This window comes from Bacteroides sp. GM023 (assembly GCF_014750685.1).
In the GTDB taxonomy this organism is placed as follows: Bacteria; Bacteroidota; Bacteroidia; order Bacteroidales; family Bacteroidaceae; genus Bacteroides.
The window spans coordinates 17,490-38,601 of sequence record NZ_JAAXGE010000019.1; the positions used below are offsets into that span (position 1 = coordinate 17,490).

General features: G+C 40.2%; 10 protein-coding genes. All 10 read left to right on the top strand.

All coding sequences use genetic code 11. The features are described from left to right. The first annotated feature begins 86 nt into the window (after window positions 1-86). The 10 genes from HC965_RS25035 (at window position 87) to HC965_RS25080 (ending at window position 20,982) form a co-directional block, all read left to right on the top strand. Window positions 87-1,415, top strand: coding sequence for an MFS transporter (locus HC965_RS25035; protein WP_191034014.1), 1,329 nt, complete (start codon window positions 87-89; stop codon window positions 1,413-1,415). A 17-nt stretch (window positions 1,416-1,432) separates the two neighbouring features. Continuing rightward, on the top strand, window positions 1,433-2,401 hold the full coding sequence (locus tag HC965_RS25040) for a 1,4-beta-mannosyl-N-acetylglucosamine phosphorylase (RefSeq protein ID WP_191034015.1): 969 nt from the start codon (window positions 1,433-1,435) through the stop codon (window positions 2,399-2,401). A gap of 7 nt (window positions 2,402-2,408) precedes the next feature. Continuing rightward, entirely contained in the window at window positions 2,409-4,673 is a 2,265-nt protein-coding gene (locus HC965_RS25045) for a GH92 family glycosyl hydrolase (RefSeq protein WP_191034016.1), read from the top strand. Window positions 4,674-4,975: 302 nt separating this feature from the next. Next, complete coding sequence (locus HC965_RS25050) at window positions 4,976-5,863, top strand: sugar phosphate isomerase/epimerase family protein (RefSeq protein WP_191034017.1); 888 nt, start codon at window positions 4,976-4,978, stop codon at window positions 5,861-5,863. 311 nt (window positions 5,864-6,174) lie between these two features. Further along, entirely contained in the window at window positions 6,175-7,647 is a 1,473-nt protein-coding gene (locus HC965_RS25055; RefSeq protein WP_191034018.1) for a DUF4992 family lipoprotein, read from the top strand. A 30-nt stretch (window positions 7,648-7,677) separates the two neighbouring features. Further along, on the top strand, window positions 7,678-10,986 hold the full coding sequence (locus tag HC965_RS25060) for a TonB-dependent receptor (protein WP_191034019.1): 3,309 nt from the start codon (window positions 7,678-7,680) through the stop codon (window positions 10,984-10,986). A 15-nt stretch (window positions 10,987-11,001) separates the two neighbouring features. Beyond that, window positions 11,002-13,221, top strand: a complete 2,220-nt coding sequence (locus HC965_RS25065) for a RagB/SusD family nutrient uptake outer membrane protein (RefSeq protein ID WP_191034020.1) — start codon at window positions 11,002-11,004, stop codon at window positions 13,219-13,221. A 783-nt stretch (window positions 13,222-14,004) separates the two neighbouring features. Beyond that, entirely contained in the window at window positions 14,005-15,420 is a 1,416-nt protein-coding gene (locus tag HC965_RS25070) for a DUF4992 family lipoprotein (protein WP_191034021.1), read from the top strand. Between the two features lie 24 nt (window positions 15,421-15,444). Then, window positions 15,445-18,768, top strand: a complete 3,324-nt coding sequence (locus tag HC965_RS25075; protein WP_191034022.1) for a TonB-dependent receptor — start codon at window positions 15,445-15,447, stop codon at window positions 18,766-18,768. Window positions 18,769-18,798: 30 nt separating this feature from the next. Then, complete coding sequence (locus tag HC965_RS25080) at window positions 18,799-20,982, top strand: RagB/SusD family nutrient uptake outer membrane protein (RefSeq protein ID WP_191034023.1); 2,184 nt, start codon at window positions 18,799-18,801, stop codon at window positions 20,980-20,982. Window positions 20,983-21,112 lie beyond the last annotated feature (130 nt).

Sequence of the window (21,112 nt, forward strand, 5' to 3'; positions counted from 1 at the left end):
GGAGACGTTAGTAGTTTCCCCCTTTTAGTTGTATTATATATAGATGGGTTAGAAAAATGAATTTTTTCATCTATATACTATGATTTATGCAACAGAATAAAACTGCTTCTCAACGAAACACTATTAATCCGGCTCGCTGGGTTCCTACCGCTTATTTTGCAATGGGGCTTCCCTTTATTGCTATTAACTTGGTTTCCGTATTCATGTTTAAGGATTTGGGGATTTCAGATACGCAAATTGCGTTTTGGACTTCTCTTATTATGATGCCTTGGACTTTGAAATTCTTGTGGAGTCCTTTCCTTGAAATGTACCGGACAAAGAAGTTCTTTGTATTGTTCACAGAATTGCTGAGTGGAGTCTTGTTTGGAGTAGTAGCTTTTTCTTTATTCTTTGATTACTTTTTTGCCATTAGTATTTCCACAATGGCAGTAATTGCCTTTAGTGGAGCGACACACGATATTGCTTGTGACGGTGTGTATATGGCAGAACTGAATAAAGAAGACCAAGCAAAATATATTGGAGTGCAAGGTGCTTTCTATAATGTTGCCAAATTAGTTGCTAATGGTGGATTGGTTGCTATGGCGGGTGCGTTGGCCGAGCATTTTGGAGCAATAGAAGGAGCTTCTATCGAAGCGAATAAAGGAGCTTATTCGTCTGCATGGATGATAATTTTTGCGGTGATTGCAGCGATTATGGTGCTGATAGGTATTTACCATATAAAAGCTTTACCTTCTTCGCAAGTACCATCGACAACGAAAAAGACAGCATCAGAAGTTGAAAAGGAATTAATGGCGGTAATTGCTGATTTCTTTACCAAGAAACATATTTTCTATTATATCTGCTTTATTATTTTATATCGCCTGGCAGAAGGATTTATCATGAAGATTGCTCCGTTGTTTTTACGTGCTTCGAGAGATGTCGGTGGTTTAGGATTGTCCTTGACTGAGATTGGTACGTTAAATGGAGTTTTTGGGTCTGCAGCTTTTGTGCTAGGCTCTTTGTTGGCAGGTATTTATGTGTCCAGGTTTGGATTGAAAAGGACACTTTTTACTCTTTGTTGCATATTTAATCTTCCATTTGTCGCCTACACTTTCCTGGCGGTCGTACAGCCTACTAATGTGTATTTGATAGGAACATGCATAACAATGGAATATTTCGGTTATGGTTTTGGTTTTGTCGGATTGACACTGTTTATGATGCAGCAGATTGCTCCGGGAAAACATCAGATGTCGCATTATGCATTTGCATCGGGAATCATGAACCTGGGAGTAATGCTTCCGGGAATGGCTAGTGGTTACCTTAGTGATTTATTGGGATATGAGAATTTCTTTATTTATGTCCTGATTGCGACTATTCCGGCTCTTCTGATTACATATTTCATACCTTTTACGTATGATGATTCAAAAAATAAATAATATAAAAAAGATTGATTATGAATAAGATTCAAATTCCTTGGGAAGATCGTCCTGTCGGATGTGCGGACGTTATGTGGCGTTATTCACAAAATCCTGTTATCGGACGTTATCATATTCCTTCATCCAATAGTATTTTCAATAGTGCTGTTGTTCCTTTCGGAGATGGTTTTGCAGGTGTATTTCGCTGTGATAATAAAGCAGTGCAGATGAATATCTTTGTAGGGTTCAGTAAAGACGGTATTAATTGGGATATAAATCACGAGCCTATTCAGTTCAAAGCCGGTAACACAGAGATGATTGAATCGGAATATAAATATGACCCTCGTGTTACATGGATTGAAGACCGCTATTGGGTAACCTGGTGTAATGGCTATCATGGTCCTACTATTGGTATCGCTTATACTTTTGATTTTAAAGAATTCTTCCAATGTGAAAATGCTTTCCTGCCATTCAATCGTAACGGTGTACTTTTCCCACAGAAGATAGATGGCAAATATGCTATGTTGAGCCGTCCTAGTGATAATGGTCATACACCATTTGGTGATATATATATCAGCTACAGTCCGGACATGAAATATTGGGGTGAACATCGTTGTGTAATGAAAGTGACTCCATTTCCGGAAAGTGCATGGCAGTGCACTAAGATTGGTGCAGGTTCAGTACCTTTCCTGACAGATGAAGGTTGGTTGCTTTTCTATCACGGTGTTATCACTACTTGTAATGGTTTCCGCTATGCAATGGGATCTGCTATACTCGATAAAGATCATCCGGAAAAGGTTCTTTACCGTACCCGCGAATATTTGATAGGTCCGGCTGCTCCTTATGAACTTCAAGGCGATGTGCCCAATGTAGTATTCCCCTGTGCTGCTTTGCAAGATGGCGAACGTGTAGCTGTTTATTATGGTGCGGCAGACACAGTTGTAGGCATGGCCTTTGGATATATTAAAGAGATTATCGACTTTACTAAACGAACAAGTATCATTTAATAAAGGTATGAGACGTATTTTATTAACTTACACACTTGCTTTCGCTCTTCTTCCCGTTTATGCGGGAGAAGGGGGAAGCCCTCCCACTAATAAGAATCTTTTGATAGATTATGTAGATCCCTTTATCGGGACTACAAATTTCGGAACTACCAATCCTGGTGCAATCTGTCCGAATGGTATGATGTCTGTGGTTCCTTTCAACGTGATGGGTTCTTCAGAGAATACATACGACAAAGATGCCCGATGGTGGTCTACACCTTATGAACATACAAACTGCTTCTTTACCGGATATGCTCATGTGAATTTGAGCGGAGTCGGTTGTCCTGAATTAGGCTCCTTATTATTGATGCCTACTACCGGAGAATTGAATGTAGATTATAAAGAATACGGTAGTAAATATAAGGATGAACAGGCTTCACCGGGTTATTACTCCAATTATCTCACTAAGTATAATGTAAAGACAGAAGTGTCCGCTACTCCACGTACAAGCATTGCACGTTTTACTTTCCCTAAAGGTAAAAGTCATTTATTATTGAATTTGGGAGAAGGATTAACGAATGAAAGCGGTGCCATGCTCCGTCGTGTAAGCGACAGTGAAGTGGAAGGAGTGAAATTACTTGGCACATTCTGCTATAATCCCCAAGCTGTATTTCCTATTTATTTTGTGATGCGGGTTAAAAAGACTCCTACTGCGACTGGATATTGGAAGAAACAACGTCCAATGACAGGTGTGGAGGCAGAATGGGATCCGGATCAGGGAAAGTACAAACTTTATACCCGCTATGGAAAAGAAATAGCAGGTGATGATGTCGGTGCCTATTTCTCTTTCGAAACAGAAGAGGGAGAGCAGGTAGAAGTGCAAATGGGAGTTTCTTTTGTCAGTATAGAGAATGCGCGATTGAATTTGGATCGTGAACAAGAAGGAAAGAATTTTGAACAGATCCATGCTGAAGCACGTGCTAAATGGAATGATGACTTATCACGTATAACTGTAGAAGGCGGAACGGATGCGCAGAAAACAGTATTTTATACAGCACTTTATCATTTACTGATTCATCCGAATATTCTACAGGATGTCAATGGAGAATATCCGGCAATGGAAAGTGATAAGATTATGACAACAAAGGGGGAACGTTACACAGTATTCTCTCTTTGGGACACCTATCGTAATGTTCACCAGTTATTAACTCTTGTCTATCCGGAACGTCAAATGGAGATGGTTCGTACCATGCTTGATATGTACCGGGAACATGGATGGTTACCTAAGTGGGAACTGTATGGAAGAGAGACATTAACAATGGAAGGTGATCCTAGTATTCCGGTAATTGTGGATACATGGATGAAAGGATTACGTGATTTTGATGTTGACCTGGCTTATGAAGCAATGTATAAATCTGCGACATTGCCGGGAGCAGAAAACCTGATGCGTCCGGATAATGATGATTATATGTCAAAGGGATATGTGCCTCTTCGTGAACAGTATGACAATTCCGTATCCCATGCATTGGAATATTATATTGCAGACTTTGCATTATCCCGTTTTGCAGAGGCTTTAGGTAAAAAGAAAGATGCGGAGATGTTCTATAAACGTTCTTTAGGCTATAAACATTATTATAGTAAAGAATTTGGTACATTCCGTCCGATTCTTCCTGATGGAACTTTTTATAGTCCGTTTAATCCCAGACAGGGTGAGAACTTTGAACCGAACCCTGGTTTCCATGAAGGAAATTCCTGGAACTATACATTCTATGTACCGCACGATGTGTATGGGCTGGCTAAGTTGATGGGAGGAAAGAAACCTTTTATTGATAAGCTGCAAATGGTTTTCGACGAAGGTCTTTATGATCCGGCAAATGAACCGGATATTGCCTATCCCCATCTATTTTCATACTTCAAAGGTGAAGAATGGCGTACGCAGAAAGAGACACAACGTTTATTGGATAAGTATTTTACAACGAAACCGGATGGTATTCCTGGAAATGATGATACGGGAACAATGTCTTCCTGGGCTATTTTCAACATGATTGGTTTCTATCCAGATTGTCCGGGACTACCTGAATATACATTGACGACTCCAGTATTTGACAAAGTGATTATTCGCCTGGATCCGAAATGGTATAAAGAAAAAGAGTTGGTAATTGAGAGTAACCGTACTCAACCGGGAACTCTATATATTAATAAGGTGTTATTGAATGGAAAGAAGTTCAATAAATATCATATCACACATGATGAACTTGTTCATGGTCAACGCATATATTTTGATTTGAAGTAACACACAGTGTTTCATAGGTATCGTTTTTGGGTTGACAGGGCTGTCGGACTTTTCAGGGTTCGGCAGCCCATTTTTTTACATTAATATTCTTTATTGCTACTCCTGAAAATGGTGACGGTATGTGCTTGGGATAGTGACGGTATAACAATGGGATAGCGTCACTATCCATTCAGTATAATGTCACTATTTAGTTTTTATCAGAACCTGCTTTATTGTCTTTTTGTTTATTCTCTGTTCAACAAGCGATTACAAAAGTTTATTCCATCCGTCTACTACATAAATAAGTATATAATAAGACTGATATGAAAAAGAAATTATTAGGACATATCCTTTGGATATTGCTCATGGTGGAGTGTTTCCCTTTAATGGCTGTTGCTGCACCGAAGCAGAATGAACAACGGTATAAGATAGCCGTATGTGATTGGATGATTTTGAAGCGGCAGAAGATTGGTTCATTTCAATTAGTACATGAGCTGAATGGAGATGGTGTAGAATTGGATATGGGAGGTCTTGGCAAAAGAGAAATGTTTGATAATAAATTGCGTGAACCCCATTTTCAGGAATTGTTCCGTGAGACTGCCCGGAAATATCAACTGGAGGTTCCCTCTATTGCTATGTCCGGTTTTTATGGTCAGTCTTTTTTAGAACGGGTTAATTATAAAGAATTGGTTCAGGATTGTTTGGGCGCAATGAAAGTGATGAATGCCAAAGTTGCTTTTCTTCCTTTAGGTGGAATTAAAGCCGGATGGGAAAAAGAGCCTGTACTTCGGGCACAAGTAGTGAAACGTCTAAAAGAGGTAGGGGATATGGCTGCTTCTGAAAAGGTAGTTATTGGCATTGAAACCCAATTGGATGCCAAAGGGGATGTGAAGTTACTAAAAGAAATAAACTCTCCCGGCATCAAGATTTATTTCAAATTTCAAAATGCTTTGGAGAATGGTAGGGACTTGTGCAAAGAACTGAAAATTCTCGGGAAAAACAGAATTTGCCAGATTCACTGTACAGATACAGATGGAGTGACTCTTCCTTTCAATGAGCGACTGGATATGAATAAGGTAAAAAAGACACTTGACAAGATGGGGTGGAGTGGATGGTTAGTCGTAGAACGTTCGCGTGATAAGGATGATGTGAGAAATGTGAAAAAGAATTATGGAACAAATATCAGATATTTAAAAGAGATATTCCAGTAATGAATATGCTTTTTATCATATTAGAAATCCGAACTTAAAAACAGGTTCGGATTTTTTTTGTCTTCCCAAACGAAGTTCTCTGCCTGTAATCATTCTATTTTCTATAAAATCCATTATTTCCATTATGGTATTAATCAGGCGCTTTTTGGTGGATTACAATAAATATATATATCCGTCCTTAATATAAATCGGATAAAAGTAGGATTTAAAATAAAAATAGGAGGGAAATTATGATATTGTTAATATGATAGAGAAAGAAAGTTGATTATGAAAATGTTATATATTATTTTGTTTAAATTAAAATTTAATCTATGAAGAGTAAACATTTATTCTTACGGGTAAAAAGGAATAGTCTGGCGTTTGGGGCGGCTATACTTCTTTTTAGTTCTTGTGTCGATGGATACAAAGATGATAGAACCTTTTCTCCGGGAGTTCAGGGAGTAACACTGGAATCACCCTCAACTGAAGGTTGGACTTTTACAAGAAATGTAGATATTACATCTCTTGAAATTACATGGCCGGTAGTGCTTGGAGCTGGAGGATATCAGGTGACATTCTATAATGCGGATGATCCGGATAATCTGATTGCTATTGGTGAGGAGAACGAGATTGTGGACAAATGCAAGATTGCCCGTGATATCACCGTAGATACGAGGTATAAAGTGGTGGTTAAAGCGTTAGGGAATGAAAAGTATAATAATAGTGATGCCGTTACAGCTACGGAGATGACTTATAATACTTTAGTGCCGTTGCGTGAAATAATTCCGTCCGGAACGAATCTGACTACTTATTTCACTGATAATCCAATAGCACCTCTTGAGGAAGGTGAAGAAGAAGTTGCTTTTGAGTTAGTGGCAGGCGGTAGCTATGAAATGGATGGAAACATTGATTTGGGTACGACAACATTGACTATTCGTGGTGATAAAGTAAACCATGCAAAAATAAATATGAAAGGAAATGCTTCTTTTATTAATCACGGAGCAGGGTTCAAGGTTAAGTTCATCGATTTTGATTTTGATGAAAATACCTATACCGTTTCCAATAGTAGAGGTGTGGTAATGTTTAACAGTACAGAAGCAGGTATAGTGCAGCAGCCTTATGTTTTCCAGTCTTGCAATTTGAACAATATTCCTGTGCCGTTATATTATTGTAACAGTGGTTATGCTTTGGCAGCCTTGTCCGTTGATGATTGCCTGGTTGGTATCAAAGACGGCAGCACTACTTTTATTGCGTTTAATGGCCAAGGTTGGATTAAGGATTTATCTTTTACGAATAGTACGATTTATTATCCGGTTGCCGGAAATGGTTATTTAGTGCAAATGAGAGGACGTACTCCGTCGAACTTTAGTGGTTCCGGTTGGAGCGCATCACTTAGAAAAATGAATAATTGTACTTTTTATCGTGTCGGTAACAATCGTTTCTTTAATAATGTAATTGGCAGTAATAACGCAGTATTTACTCTGGAGATGCAGAATACGATTTTCGCAGATTGCGTTGTAAGCTCGTCAACAGGAACTGAAGGTGTTTTCAGACGTATATGTAATGCCGGAAATTATGGAAACGTGAATTATATACTTGGCTATAACACCTATTATTATAGTGCTGTTCCCGGCGGATTCCTTGATTATGATACTAGCGATGATGCCGGCCGCGACCACTCTGGAACTGCCATCAAGGTAGCACCAAGTTTTGCCGATGCTACTAATGGCGATTTTACTTTAAGTAGTTCAGAGCATATTGCGAATCGTTGCGGCGACCCGCGTTGGCTTCCGGCAACAGAATGAATAACAATGTATAAACAATAACAGAATACTATGAGTAAAAGATATTTTATTTTAGGCTTATGTCTGCTTTTCATACAAGCCTTCACGCAAATCGTCTATGCCCAGAACTCGCGTACAGTGAATGGTTCTGTGGTGGATGAATTTGGAGACCCTATTATTGGAGCTGCAATTAAAATTGTAGACACTACAGTGGGTACGATAAGTGATATTGACGGAAAATTCACTCTTTCCGTTCCGGAGGGAGGACGATTGACCATTTCATTCGTCGGTTATATAACCCAGACTATCACAAATCTGAATAATCCGAAAGTCATTCTGCTGGAAGACGTTTCAAAGTTGGATGAAGTAGTGGTCGTAGGTTATGGGACGCAAAAGATGAAAAACATTACGGGTTCTATCGAAACCATTTCCACAGAAGAGATAAAAGACCTTTCTGTTGGTAATTTAGGAGATGCGTTGAGTGGAATGATGACCGGTCTGCATGTCAGTGCGGGTGGTGGCCGTCCGGGTAGTACGCCGAGTTTACAAATTCGTCAAAGTAATATCAATACCAGTGTGACTCCTAATTCAACACGAGGTGGAGATGCAAATCCTAGCCCTCTATATGTAATTGACGATTTCATTTCTACAGAAGATGCATTTAATAATTTGGATGTGAATGAAGTAGAGAACATAACAGTGTTGAAAGATGCATCAGCGGCAGTATATGGAGCCCGTGCAGCTTATGGTGTAGTGTTGGTGAAAACAAAACGTGGTAAAGTAGGTGCACCCAGTATTTCATATACAGGCCAATTCGGTTTTACTGACGCTTTGAAACTGCCTAAAATGCTTAATGCTTATGATTACGGACGTCTCTATAATGCAGCCCGTGCAGCAGGTACTTCTACTGGTGAGTCTGAATCGGACAATCGCAGAACACAATATTTTCAGGCTGACGAATTGGAAGCTATGAGAGGACTGAATTACGATTTACTCGATCAGGAATGGAGTGCAGCCTGGACTCAACGTCATGGCATCAATATCAATGGTGGTACGGAGAAGGCTACTTACTTTGCAGGTGTTTCTTATTATAGCCAAGAAGGAAATATCGGACGTTTAGATTATGACCGTTGGAATTTCCGTGCAGGTGTGAATGCGAATATCGGTAAGTGGGCTAAGGCTACCTTACAGGTATCGGGTGATATGAGTGAACAGAATAGTGCCCGTAACGGTATCACCAGCGGTGGAACAGATGCTGACTTCAACTCTTTAATGACTCACATTCCGTTTGTGCCCGCTTATATAAATGGTCTTCCTGTTGTATATACAGGTATGGAAAACGCATCTTCGGGCCTTACTGCCGTACAATTATTCCATTATGGAGCTGTGCAGAATTCACCGGATAACACAGAGAAACAATCAAACAATATGTCCATCAACGGTTCGTTTGAGTACGATTTCGGTTGGAACAAATGGCTGAAGGGGTTGAAAGTGAAAGCGTCTTATTCAAGAAACATCATGAATAATAAAGGCAACGAAATTGGTACCAAAATGTCTGTTTACAGATTGCTGAACCGTGGCGGTAGTGGGAATCACCTTTATACAGGCAGTGATATAGATATAGCCGACAGTAATTTCGGTACTTTCACTCTGGATAATGGTAACTTGTTGGCTCGTTCAATGAACAAGACGGACAATTATCAGATGAACTTGACAGTCAGCTATGCACGCCAGTTCGGATTACACAATGTTAGCGGTTTATTCTCAATCGAAAAGGCTGAATCAGAATATGAATATCTGACAGGTACTGTTGCCGATCCTTATAGCTTTACTGACGGACAGTCTACTTCTGCTGCTACCGGAGCAGATCAAACGACAACATTCGGTCGTACCGAATCGGGTATGCTTTCTTATATTGGTCGCTTGAACTATTCGTATGCAGATAAGTATCTGTTTGAGTTCCTGCTGCGTTCGGATGCTTCTACTAAATTTGCTCCCAGCAATTATTGGGGAGTATTTCCTTCCTGGTCGGCAGGTTGGGTTTTATCAGAAGAGAACTGGTTCAATAAAGAGAAACTCGGTATTGACTTCTTCAAAATCCGTGCTTCATTTGGTATTTTGGGAAGAGATAATATACAACCTTGGTTGTGGACTCAGCTCTATGCCCGTAACCAGGACGGGGGACCTATATTCGGAACAGCTAGCAATACATATGCTGGTGCAACTTTCCAAATGCCTCAAAGAGGTGTGAATAAAGATGTGCATTGGGACAAGACCTACAAAACCAACGTTGGTATTGATATCAGAACACTGAACAACAGATTGGGTATCACGCTGGATGCTTACTATGATATGGGACGTGAGTTGTTTACAACCTTTACGGGAACTTCTTTCTATCCGACGACTGTTGGTACACAAGCTACCCCTGAAAACTTCGGAGAGATTGATACCTATGGTATGGAACTTACTTTGAACTGGAAAGATAAAATCGGCAAAGATTTCTCTTATTGGGTGAAGTTGAGTACAGGTTACAGTGATAATAAAATTAAGGAAGCTGGTTTCCAAGCTACACCTTTCTTTGATGACATAGTTCGTGGTGAACGCTCCGACCGTGGAGTATGGGGATACGAATGTCTCGGTATGTTCCGTAGTTATCAGGAAATTGATGAATATTTCACAGTCAATAATATCACTTCTTATCTTGGATATTCAAAGGATAATGTTCATCCGGGTATGTTGATTTATAGCGACCAGCGTGGACAACGTAATGCTGATGGAAGTTATGGTGAAAAAGACGGAGTAATCGACAAGAATGACTATGTGAAGATTTCTAATCGTGCCAACAACCCTTGGGGATTTACAATGAACTTTGGTGCTTCTTATAAGAACTTCTCGTTTAGTGCGCAGTTTGGTGCAAATTGGGGTTCTTACGCTCTTGTTCAAACCAACTTACGTCAGGAAAGTTACAATGATATGGAGTATAAAAATCTCTCTGCTATGTGGAAAGATATGTATGTGTACGAAGATGTACTGGACGCTAATGGCAATGTTGTGGCAGCAATGAACCGGAATGCTAAATATCCGAATCTACGATATAAAGAGGTGAATAGCCAAGCTTCTACATTCTGGAAAGTTAGTGCAGCCAACGTCAGATTGCGCAATCTGACAGTAGCTTACAATCTTCCGAAAGAATGGTTGAAACCTGTTGGTATCAGCAGTTGTCGCTTGAACCTGACTTGCCAAAACCTTTTCAGTTTCTACAATCCATATGAAAATGGTGTATGGGATACATGGGGAGGTACGTATGGAAATTATCCGAACCTGCGTAAATTTACCTTGGGTGTGAATGTTTCATTCTAATATTAAAAGAAGATTATGAAAGAAAAGATAAATATATTTAGTTTGAAGGCGTTGACGGTAGCAGCAGTAATTTGCTTTACCGGATGTAGCGATGACTTTCTGAAAGACAAGAAAGTATACGGAAGCTTTGACGGTTCAGTCGTATATGAATATTATGAAACAGCCAAAAGCCGTATAGATTATTTATATCGCTGTTTGCTGCCTAATGCAACCGGAGGCTCCAATGCTCTGTCTGATATAGTCAGTGCGGGAATCAACGACGACTTCTCCAAATGTACAGAAGAATATGGTGAATACTCACTTTTTAACAATCCGTCAGAGATTCTTACCATTCAGAGTGTGCCTGACTATTTTTATGTTATCAACGGAGAAACAAGTCCTTGGGGACGTATTCGTGAATGTAATGACGTAATTGAAGGAGTAACAGGAAGTGAGACTCTCACACAGACAGAAAAAGAAGAATTGCTGGGACAGGCTTACTTTTTCCGTGCATGGCGTTATTATCTGTTAGTGAAAATGTATGGTGGTGTACCTATCGTAGACCATGTTCAGAATCCGGTGATTGGTGATGGAAATGGTGAGAATTTGGTAATTCCCCGTTCTTCAACCAAAGATTGTGTCAATTTTATATGTGATGATTTGGATTTGGCATCTCGATACCTTCCTGTGCGATGGCCGAATGAAAGTGATTACGGACGTATCACTTCAGGTGCCGCACTTGCCTTGAAAGGGCGTATGTTATTGCTTTATGCCAGCCCGCTTTTCAATCGCGCTGACGACCAATCACGCTGGAAAGCTGCTTATGATGCAAATTCTGCTGCAATCACTGCACTAAAGGCAGGTAACTTCGGACTTGCTTATGAAAGTAATGGGGGAGATAACAATGCAAAGAACTGGGCTAAAATGTTTGCTGACTATACAGGAGGAAGTGAAGCTGTATTTGTAACTTTATACAATAATGTTTCTCCTATTGCCGGTCAGAATATAAATAAGTATAACCTGTGGGAACAAGGAATCCGTCCGGGTAATATAAACGGAGGTGGAGGTAGAACGGCTACATCAGAAATGGTAGATCTATTCCCTATGGCCGACGGTAAAAGACCCGGAGAATCAACGTACACGTACAGCAAAGAAGATAGTAAAATCTTCATGAACCGCGATCCGCGTTTCTATCGTACGTTCACATTTCCGGGTGTAGAATGGAAGTTTAATAGTGGAGATGTAGATTTCTCAGATGATACAATGAATGGTCTTTGTCCGAGCTATTACACAAGTGGTGCTGACTATGAGCTTTGGAACTACTGTTGGTATGTATCGGCTACTGATCTTGCAGATCCAAGTAGAAGCGGTTATGCGGCTGATAAGCTAGGTACTAAAAACAGAAGTGTCTATGTACGTAAGCGTTCGAATGATGATCCGTCTTCCAGTCTCAATGTGTTTACAGATAATAGTTCCGGCGATCAGCAGGGTTTCAGACGTTCGGCGGCTCCTTATATGGAAATACGTTATGCAGAAGTGTTGTTAAACCTGGCGGAATCTGCTTGTGGTGCTGGTGGTACATACCATGCTGAAGGAGTTCAGGCATTGAAAGATGTGCGTGCCCGTGTAGGCTACACGGCGGCTAACAATTACGGACTGAATACCGATATTGAAAGTGACCGTGCCAAATTGTTTGCAGCTGTACTATATGAGCGTCAGGTAGAATTAGCTTATGAAGGCAAACGGGCTTATGATATGCGTCGCTGGATGCTTTTTGATGGTGGTGCAGGACAAGGTGCCTTGAATGCAAGTTGGGCGTTATCCGGATTTAGTGGCAATACTTGTAACTATCTGGGTGTAACACCGATGAATGCTCGTGGCAAAAGACATCGTATTGAAATTCATGTGGATGGGACTGGAGCTGCTAATGACAATAGTGACCCTCTTAAAAATGTAACTCGTCCGACTGCATTAACATTGAGCGAGAATATCGTATCTGAAATGAATGGGGATGATGAGATAATTGCTGACCCGGTTGTCCAGGCGATGTGCAAGTTCTATAATGATAACTTTACGCGTAAGGATATCAGTCTTGACGGTAATACGCTTGGTATTGATCCTGTTTTCCAACCCAGATATTATTTCTTCGGATTGCGTCAAAGTGCGCAGCAAACCAATGCTACATTGTATCAGACTATTGGTTGGGAAGATCACTCTCATGGTGGTATGGGAACTTTCGATCCGCTGGCAGAATAATAGTTTTCCTGATTTTCAGGAAAAGGTAATTTGCTGAAACTGGAAGAAAAGCAATTTACTGTAGAAAATGAGTTCAAATCATTTCTCCTTTCAAAGGGAGAGTGGTTTGGACTCATTTTTTTTAGAAATATGGCTCTCTAAGTAAAAGTTGATAAAGTAGTTTCAGCTTTCAGTTTCTTCTGTAAGTCCCTGTTTTTTGATGTTCCGACTGAAAGCGCCTACTTTCAGCCGGATTGTCAATTATTAATAGTCGAGATGTTGGCTATATATAACTGACGCATCGGCTCTATATGTCCAACAACCGGGCTTATCTCCTCTGCCCCCAGGACATATTATATTACTCCCTGGGATTGGAGCCTCTAACTCATGGGTATAGAGGCTCCAATCAAGGGAAACAGAGGCTGTATTTTACTCAAACAGACCTTCTGTTTTGCAAAATCGAGTGGCTGAAAGCGGGAGAGTGAATCAAAAATTAGAAGCTTATTATAAAAGCAATTCATTACACTTTAACAATAGACATAAAATTTTCAACTAATTATTTTTTTTATCCTTATGTGTGATTACATATTTTCTACCTATTCGTCCTGTTTGTGTATGAGAATGAAGAAGTATGAATTATATATTTTAATTCTATTTAAGTGATTACATATTTCTTAGTCATACGTCTTTTATTTGAATATCCTTAGAATTGGGAAGATAATATATTAATTTTGTTTAATACGAGATTTGCTCTATTAAGTGGTGTATGCTTTTGATAATTTATTAATTTAAATATATTACATGATGAAAAACAATTTTCAATTTTTGCATAAAAGGAGTAGAGGTGTGGCTTTTATGGCTTTGCTGGCTCTTTTTACTACTTGTGACAGAGGAAATGACGCAGATGAAGCTTTTGTCTCAAATGTGACAAATTCTACTTTGGAGTCACCCAAGACCGATGATGTTATGACGACATTGTCACCCGATGGAACTAAGCTTGTGGTTACATGGCCGGTAGTATATGGTGCAGGTGGCTATGAATTTACGCTTTACAATGTGGATGACGTTGAAAAACCAGTTGCAGTAGGTACTGAAAAGGAAGTGATAGATGGCTGCAGTGCGACCAGGACGGTAGATTCAGATACTCAATATAAGATACAGATTCGTACTTTAGGCAATGAAAAGTATAACAATAAAGAGTCTGAGATTGCATCTGAAGTAGCTTACTCTACTTTGGCTTCTTCTGATGCCGCCATAGAAGGTGGTAATATCAACGCATGGTTGGCTGCCAATCCTATTCCTTCGGATAAGATTGGGCAAGAGTATACTATCGACCTTGTGGGAGGAGAGGAATATACGATTAACGATATTATTGACTTTGCTAATCAACAAGTTACTATTCGTGGTAATAAAGTGAATCATGCTAAGATAAAGGTAACCGGTAATGCATCGTTTCTTACGAATAACGGTTTCAAATTGAAATTTGTAGATATTGACTGTGCGGATTTAACGGGTGAAACGTTGTTGGGTACCAGCACTACTCCCGACGAAAATTCTAAAGTTGCAACGGGCGAATATGTTGTAAGTAATCCCATTATGTTGCAAGGATGCAATGTGACTAATTTAAAGAGTCATCTGTTTTATGATATGAATAAGGTAAAATATTGTATCGATTATTTGGGTTTTAGTGATTGTAATATTCAGGTACATCAAAGTCAAATATTGATACGTGCGGCTCAGAGTTCAATTATTCGTATGGACATAGTAAAATCTACTTTATGGAGCACACTGCAAGCCGGTTCTTATTTTATGCAAATCAGTGGTCAACGTCCAAATAAGATTACAGGTCGCACAGGTGCTGAATTCAACTTCCTTAATACTACGTTCTTTAACATTGCTTACAAGAAGGATTTTGTTAACTGGAACAATTACCGTGGACAATCTTGTGTGTTTTTAAATTTTCAGAATACTCTTTTTGCAGATTGTGGTAATGGTGATATTACCAACAAGATGCAGGGTAATGCTAACATGAAGCATGATTACAAGAATAATGCTTATTGGTACAATAATGTCGAAGGTAAAGATAAATATGATACTTCAGCTACTTTTAGCGATCCTCAGATGGCAGATCCTAAAAATGGTGATTTTACCCTGAGTGGTACCGAGCATATAGCCAAACGAATTGGTGACCCCCGTTGGCTTCCTGAAGTAGCAGAATAAAGACTTATTTAGAATTATATACACATGAATAAAAAACAATTCATAATAAAGATGTGCTTAGGCGCAATGCTTTCAATGGCTACGCTTACAGTTTCAGCACAGAATCGTGTCGTAAAAGGGAAAGTAGTCGATGAAACCGGTGATCCGGTAATGGGTGCTACGGTTGTGGTAGAAGGTTCGATTGAAAATGGTGTTATCACCGATATTGATGGAAACTATACTATTACTATATCAGGTAAAAAGAATTTGGTGATTTCTTTTATTGGATACACTACGCAGACTATCACTGATTTGAACCAAAAGAAAGTTGTGTTGAAAGAAGATGCTCAGCAGCTTGATGAGGTTGTGGTAGTAGGTTATGGTGTGCAGAAAAAAGCTCATCTGACAGGTGCTATCGCTACCGTGACTATGGATGATATTCAGGATTTATCAGGTGCCGGGTTAGCTTCTTCGCTGGGTGGTATGGTCAATGGTATGAGTGTGAGCGGCGGTCAGAGCCGTCCGGGTGAGAATGCCAAAATCTATATACGCGATACCAATTCATTTGGTGAAGTGGGTAGTGTAGCGCAAGAACCTTTGTATGTAATAGACGGTTATATTTACCCTGATGATATCAAGATAGGTAATACACGTGAAAATCTGGGTGCGCAGGCATTCAATAACCTTGATCCTTCGGTCATTGAGAGCATTTCTGTATTGAAAGATGCGGCAGCTGCTGTGTATGGTGCGCGTGCAGCCAATGGCGTAATTTTGGTAACTACCAAAAAGGGTAAAGCGGGTGCTCCTCAAATTTCTTATGGTGGCAGCTTTGGTTTTACTGACGAGATTTCGCGTCCTAAGATGTTGAGTGCTTATGATTACGGACGACTTTATAATACTTGGTCAGCGGGTGATCCTATCAATACTTCACTTAACTTAAAAACAGACCTCTATCAAGCTGATGAATTGGAAGCAATGAAAGGATTGAACTACGATTTGCTTGACAAATATTGGAAAACAGGTTTCACTCAGAAACATAGTATCAATATCAGTGGTGGTTCAGAAAAAGCCAATTACTTTGCCGGTGTTTCGTACTTCGACCAAGACGGTAACTTGGGAGATCTCGAATACAATCGCTGGAACTATCGTGCTGGCGTAGATGTAAAGATAAGCAAGTGGTTGAAAGCAAACCTTACTGTATCAGGTGACTATGGTAAGAAGAATAAACCCAATGTAAAGGTGGGAGGATCGAGTGATGAAAAAGACTACAACCTGTTACTCACTCGTCCAGGGTATATTCCCGAAACTGTAAATGGTCTGCCTATTTCAGCTTTGGGTATCACTAACTCAGCGCATCACGATAACCAAACTTATTCTTTCTCTGTCCTTCAAAACAACGGTGACTATAACCGCAATATGAATTCTAACATGTCTATTAATAGTAGCCTAAGCTTAGACATGGGATTTGTGAAATCTCTGAAAGGCTTGGAACTGAGATTTAGTTATGGTAAGAGTATCAGTACTGATAAGAATAACCAGTATGGATCTAATTATTCTATTTATCGTATGGTAAATCGTACGGGTAGTGGTAACCACCTTTATACACCTGTGGAAGGGCAGGCTTACGATGACTTGATGACAGAAGATAATTTCATTGTCTCTACTATCGCTAATGGAAGTCCCTCTTACTTGCAACGCAGTACTACTCGTTCAGATAGTTATCAGATGAACTTTAGTATGAATTATTCCCGTTCTTTCGGAGATCATACCGTAGGTGGTTTGTTTTCTATCGAACGTTCGGAAGCTGAGAGTGAATATCTCATGGGAAAGGTGAATGAACCCTACGAGTTTACTACCGGACAGTCTAACTCGGCTGTCGGTGAAAAGAATACTGTATTCTCTCGTTCAGAATCGGGTTCTTTGTCATACATCGGTCGTGTGAATTATGCTTATCAAGATAAGTATTTGGCAGAGGTGCTATTTCGTAGCGATTCTTCTACTAAGTTCGCTCCCGAAAACTATTGGGGATTTTTCCCATCCATGTCTTTGGGTTGGATTGTATCACAAGAGAAATTCATGCGTCTGAAATGGGTGGAATATTTAAAGATTCGTGGCTCATTCGGTTTGACCGGTCGTGATAATACCGCCCCTTGGCAGTGGATGCAGATTTACTCTACCGAGGCGGGTAAAGGTCCCGTATTTGGAACTACAGGTAATATTGACGCTTCGAAGCCTATCTCTATTAATAAAAACAATTCGGCTGTAAACCGTAATGTGCATTGGGACAAGTCGTATAAAGCAAATTTTGGTATTGATTTTACTACACTTAGCAACCGTTTGGCTTTCAATATAGATGCTTACTATACTTGGAACCGGGAGATGTTGATGAACATTGAACAGACAGTTCCTACCACTGTCGGTACACAATCGGCTGCAGTTAATCTAGGTGAGATGAATAACTATGGTATCGAAATTTCGGCTACTTGGCGCGACCGTATCGGTAAGGATTTTAAATATAAAATCGGTATCAACACCAGTTATAGCGATAACAAAGTGTTGGTGATGGACTTTGAAAAAGAGTATCTATATCGTCAAATCACTAAGGGTAGTCGTTCCGATATTGGTGCTTGGGGAATGCAGTGCATGGGTATGTTCCGTAGTTTTCAAGATATTGAAGAATTCTTCAATAAATATAATATTACCGATTACATGGGTTTGACTAAAGATAAAGTTCGCCCTGGAATGTTGATTTATAAAGATGTGCGTGGAGCTCAGCAACCCGATGGTACTTATGCAGCCCCCGATGGTATAGTAGATAAAGATAATGATCAAGTACATCTCTCTAATCGTAGCAATCCTTGGGGATTCACTACCAACCTCAGTGCTGAGTGGAAAGGTATCTCAATCTCGGCTCAACTCAGTGCCAGTTGGGGCGGTTATAGTTTTATTCCCGGTCAGGCACTGAAACCCGGTAACAGTATTGAATATACCAATATGCCTTCGTTCTGGAAACCTGACAATGTATATGTTTACGAGGATATTTACGATGCCTCTGGCAATTTGGTAATGTCGCAGAACAGAGAAGCCTCACTTCCCAACTTGAAATATTCAGATATTAACGCTGTCACTTCGTCTTTTTGGAGAGTCAATGGTACGCGTGTAACTCTGAATCGTATCACTTTGGCTTATGCGTTGCCTAAGCAGTGGATAAAGAAGATTGGTTTGAGCAGCTGCCGATTCAATATTACAGGTCAGAATTTGTTGAGTCTCTACAATCCTTATCCTGATAACTTTATGGATCCTCAATGTAGCTATGGCTCATATCCCAAACTGAGAAAGTTCACTATTGGTGTGAATGTAGGTTTCTAAGTTTTATAATGCTAAGTGAAAAAGAAAATAATGAAAAGAATAATATTTAGCGCTGCACTGATTGCAGCATTAAGCTTCTCTTCTTGTAGCGATCAGTTTCTGGAGGATAAGCAGAATTTTGATAACGTTACCAGTGAAGTGTATAACAACTATGCAGGTGCTAGCGGGCGTGTACTTGACCTCTACTGGTGGATTTTGCCCGACCCAAACTCGGATGCAAATTGGAAGTATCCGTGTACTGGTAAAGCTGACGGGATCTCTAAATCAACTGAAGAGTATAGTGGATTTGGTTTATTTGTAAATCCACAGGCCGAACTCTCGGTTTTGGGCAGCAACAAAGTCCCCGATTATTTTCATAATCAGAGTAACAACATCCGCGAATCGGTATGGGGGCGAATCCGCAACTGTAATGATGTGATTGCTGGTATCAGTGGCAGTAGTCTTACCGAAGAACAAAAAAGTGAACTGTTAGGTCAGGCGTACTTCCTCCGTGCATGGTGTTACTATAATATGGTGAAATGGTATGGTGGTGTACCTATTATCACTGAAGTGCAAGATCCTGTTGAGGACTCTTTCGTTCCCCGCTCTACTACGAAGAAGTGTATTGAGTTTATCTGTAAAGACCTGGACCTCTCTGCTGATATGCTACGTGCAAAGACAACCAATGGTGGTTGGGACGGTACAAATTACGGTCGTGCCACTACTGCTTCGGCCATGGCGTTAAAGGGACGTGTATTGCTGTTGTGGGCAAGCCCGCTCTTCAATCGTGGCAACGATGAAAGCCGTTGGACTGCAGCTTACGAATACATCAAAGCATCTATTAAAGATATCAATGCTTGCGGTAATCACCTTTATACTGCAGGTAATAATATCAATGGTTCGGACTTTGCCAAGATGTTTACTGTCATTCAGAATCCTGAGATGGTATTTGGTACCCTGCATAATATGAAGCAAGAAGATGATACAAAGAAGAATAATAACTGGGAACGTTTCATCCGTCCGAAGAATACCACCGGTCAAGGTTTAGAGGCATCAGCTATGTTGGTAGATATGTTCCCCATGAAAGACGGTAAGCGTCCTCGTGGTTTGAGTACCTACTTAAAGTTGGATGAGAGTGAAGATGGGGCGAACATTAAAGACTATCCTTTCATGAATCGTGACCCGCGTTTTTACCGTACGTTTGCTATGCCCGGTTTCCGTTGGGCTTATACTGGTGACCCTGTTCCGGCAGATGCATTCAATCCCAGTTATAGCAATGGTAAGGATTATGTATTGTGGAACTATGTATGGTATGCCGATGCGCAAGATGTGGATGATGTGGAAAGTGGTAACGCTTATGGTGCCGACAACCTGTTGAAAAATAGAAAAGGTGTATATGTGCGTAAACGTAGTAACGATGGTGATATTTCAGATCCACTTTACTCATTCAATGCTACTTATGATAATGGTGGTTTTGCATATTCTGCAGCTCCTTGGATGGAGATCCGTTATGCAGAAGTGTTGCTCAATTATGCCGAAGCCGCTTGCGGTGCCGGACATATGAGTGAAGCGGTAGACCAGTTGAAGTTGATTCGCCAGCGTGTCGGATACTCTGGGGATTGTGGCTTGCAAGGAAATCTTTCTACTGATCAAGCGGCTTGTATGTCGGCTGTACTCTATGAACGTCAGATTGAGTTGGCTTACGAAGGTAAACGTTTCGATGATCTTCGTCGTTGGATGCTCTTTGATGGCGGTATGGGTAAAATAGAAGGTGCGCCGGCATCATGGACGCTCACCGGTTGGGGGGGGAACACTTGCAGATGGCTTGGTTTTACTGAACTTAATAACCAGCGTCGTGAAAATATGGAGTTTCGTCTCAATAATAATTATGGTATAGGTGGTACTACTGGAGATGTAAGTAGTGACCCCTTGCTGAAAAAAGGTGTAGAACGTCCGAATGGTATTGACTTACGTAAGGAAATCAGCGATGAAGAGGGAAACCAGTTGGCAGAACTTCAAGAATTTTACAATGAACACTTCACTCGCAAGCTGAAAAAAGGTGACGCTTACGATTCAAATAAGCAACCTCTAAAAATGAGATTCTCGCCTCGCTACTACTTTCTCGGCTTCAGCCAAGGCGCTTTAAATAATTGCTTAGGCATTGAGCAATGCATTGGTTGGGAAGATTCAAACAACGGTGGTAGCCTCGGAACATTTGACCCGTTAGCTGAATGATATTATTTCGTTATCTTTTTTGAAATGGTATGAAATGAAGTCACCATTTTCCAAGTCTTTTATAAAAAGATGATAGAAAATGGTGACTTTCTGTCTCCTTCTACTTTATATGTTTTATTTTGCGCACTAT

Coding starts and splice junctions, on each gene's coding strand:
- HC965_RS25070 (WP_191034021.1), top strand. CDS start 14,005: ATGAAAAACAATTTTCAATTTTTGCATAAAAGGAGTAGAGGTGTGGCT.
- HC965_RS25055 (WP_191034018.1), top strand. CDS start 6,175: ATGAAGAGTAAACATTTATTCTTACGGGTAAAAAGGAATAGTCTGGCG.
- HC965_RS25045 (WP_191034016.1), top strand. CDS start 2,409: ATGAGACGTATTTTATTAACTTACACACTTGCTTTCGCTCTTCTTCCC.
- HC965_RS25035 (WP_191034014.1), top strand. CDS start 87: ATGCAACAGAATAAAACTGCTTCTCAACGAAACACTATTAATCCGGCT.
- HC965_RS25065 (WP_191034020.1), top strand. CDS start 11,002: ATGAAAGAAAAGATAAATATATTTAGTTTGAAGGCGTTGACGGTAGCA.
- HC965_RS25060 (WP_191034019.1), top strand. CDS start 7,678: ATGAGTAAAAGATATTTTATTTTAGGCTTATGTCTGCTTTTCATACAA.
- HC965_RS25040 (WP_191034015.1), top strand. CDS start 1,433: ATGAATAAGATTCAAATTCCTTGGGAAGATCGTCCTGTCGGATGTGCG.
- HC965_RS25075 (WP_191034022.1), top strand. CDS start 15,445: ATGAATAAAAAACAATTCATAATAAAGATGTGCTTAGGCGCAATGCTT.
- HC965_RS25050 (WP_191034017.1), top strand. CDS start 4,976: ATGAAAAAGAAATTATTAGGACATATCCTTTGGATATTGCTCATGGTG.
- HC965_RS25080 (WP_191034023.1), top strand. CDS start 18,799: ATGAAAAGAATAATATTTAGCGCTGCACTGATTGCAGCATTAAGCTTC.